General features: G+C 61.4%; 2 protein-coding genes. Both read left to right on the top strand.

The genetic code is table 11. From position 1 onward, the window contains the following. Positions 1 to 727 (top strand): DUF935 family protein (locus tag J8X26_RS27515; protein WP_208952675.1); only part of this gene is annotated, 727 nt, incomplete at its 5' end. 13 nt (positions 728 to 740) lie between these two features. Beyond that, positions 741 to 1,276: phage minor head protein (locus tag J8X26_RS27510; RefSeq protein ID WP_244370900.1), on the top strand; the 536-nt coding region annotated here is incomplete at its 3' end.

Here is a 1,276-nt window from a genome sequence, read left to right as displayed (position 1 = left end):
GTTCATGATTGAATGGTGTGAGCGTACCCAGAGCAAGGTCATTCTGGGGGCGACGCTCACCTCGCAGACCGAAGGCGGGAGCGGCTCACGGGCGCTGGGCGAGGTGCACAACGACGTACGGCATGAACTGCTGGCCAGCGATGCCAACCAGCTGGCCACCACGCTCACCCGCGAACTGCTGTATCCGCTGCTCAAGCTTAACGGTCACGACAGTATCACCCCACGTCGCATGTGCCGCTTCGAGTTCGACACCAAAGAGCCGGAAGATCTGAAAACACTGGCTGACGCGATCGGGGCGTCGGTCAACGCCGGTATTCCCGTCCCGCAGGTCTGGGCCTATGCACGCACCGGTATTCCTGCGCCCGTTGCCGGGGAGGCGGTTCTGGTGCCACCGGGAAATAAGAAAGACATTCCCGCCGCGCTCAGTGCCCTGCATGATGCCCGTTCCCTGCTGCCGTTCACGGCCTCTGCCGCCCTGAGCGTACAGCGAGATAACAGCGCTCAGGACGCACTCGACAATGCACCCGCCGCCCTGACAGCGCAGACCGAAGAGGCCATGAAAACCCTGTTGCAACCGCTGATTGCGGCCCTCAGTCAGGGGCAGTCGCCGGAGGCGCTGCACGGCATCATTGATGCGGCGTACCCGCAGCTTGATGATGAAGAGATGCGGCAGCTGATCGAGAATGCGCTGTTTGTCTCCGATTTGTGGGGGCGCATTCGTGGTTGATCTGGGGTACGCCATGACCCTGAAGCCGGAGGCGGCGATCCGCTACTTCCGTTCAAAGGGGTTTAAAATCCGTTTTGATACGTCGCAGATGAAAGACCGGGCGCATGCAACATCGTTCACGGTGTCGGGCATCCTCAAACAGGACGTGCTGGCAGACGTGCATGAGGCGCTGGCTCAGTCACTTGAGAGCGGCCAGACCCGCGAAAGGTTTAAGGATGACCTGATGCCGCAGCTGGCCCGCAAGGGCTGGCTGGGAAAGGGGCTGAAGGCGGACGAAGACGGCGTGCTGGAAGGCAAAAAGCTGATGCCGTACCGCCTTGACACGATATACCGCACCAACACGCAGTCCGCCTACATGGCCGGGCGTTATCAGAAGATGCGGGCGAACGTCGTATTCCGTCCTTACTGGCAGTACGTTGCCATCATGGACAGCCGCACCCGTCCTGCGCACGCGGCGCTCAACGGGCGTATCTTCCGCTGGGATGACCCTATCTGGGACACCATTTTCCCGCCAAACGGCTACAACTGCCGCTGCCGCGTGGTGGCCCT

The organism is Rahnella sp. ChDrAdgB13, from assembly GCF_017655185.1.
GTDB lineage: Bacteria > Pseudomonadota > Gammaproteobacteria > Enterobacterales > Enterobacteriaceae > Rahnella > Rahnella contaminans.
Note: the sequence above shows the minus strand (reverse complement) of the source record. Positions and strands in the feature narration are given on the sequence as shown.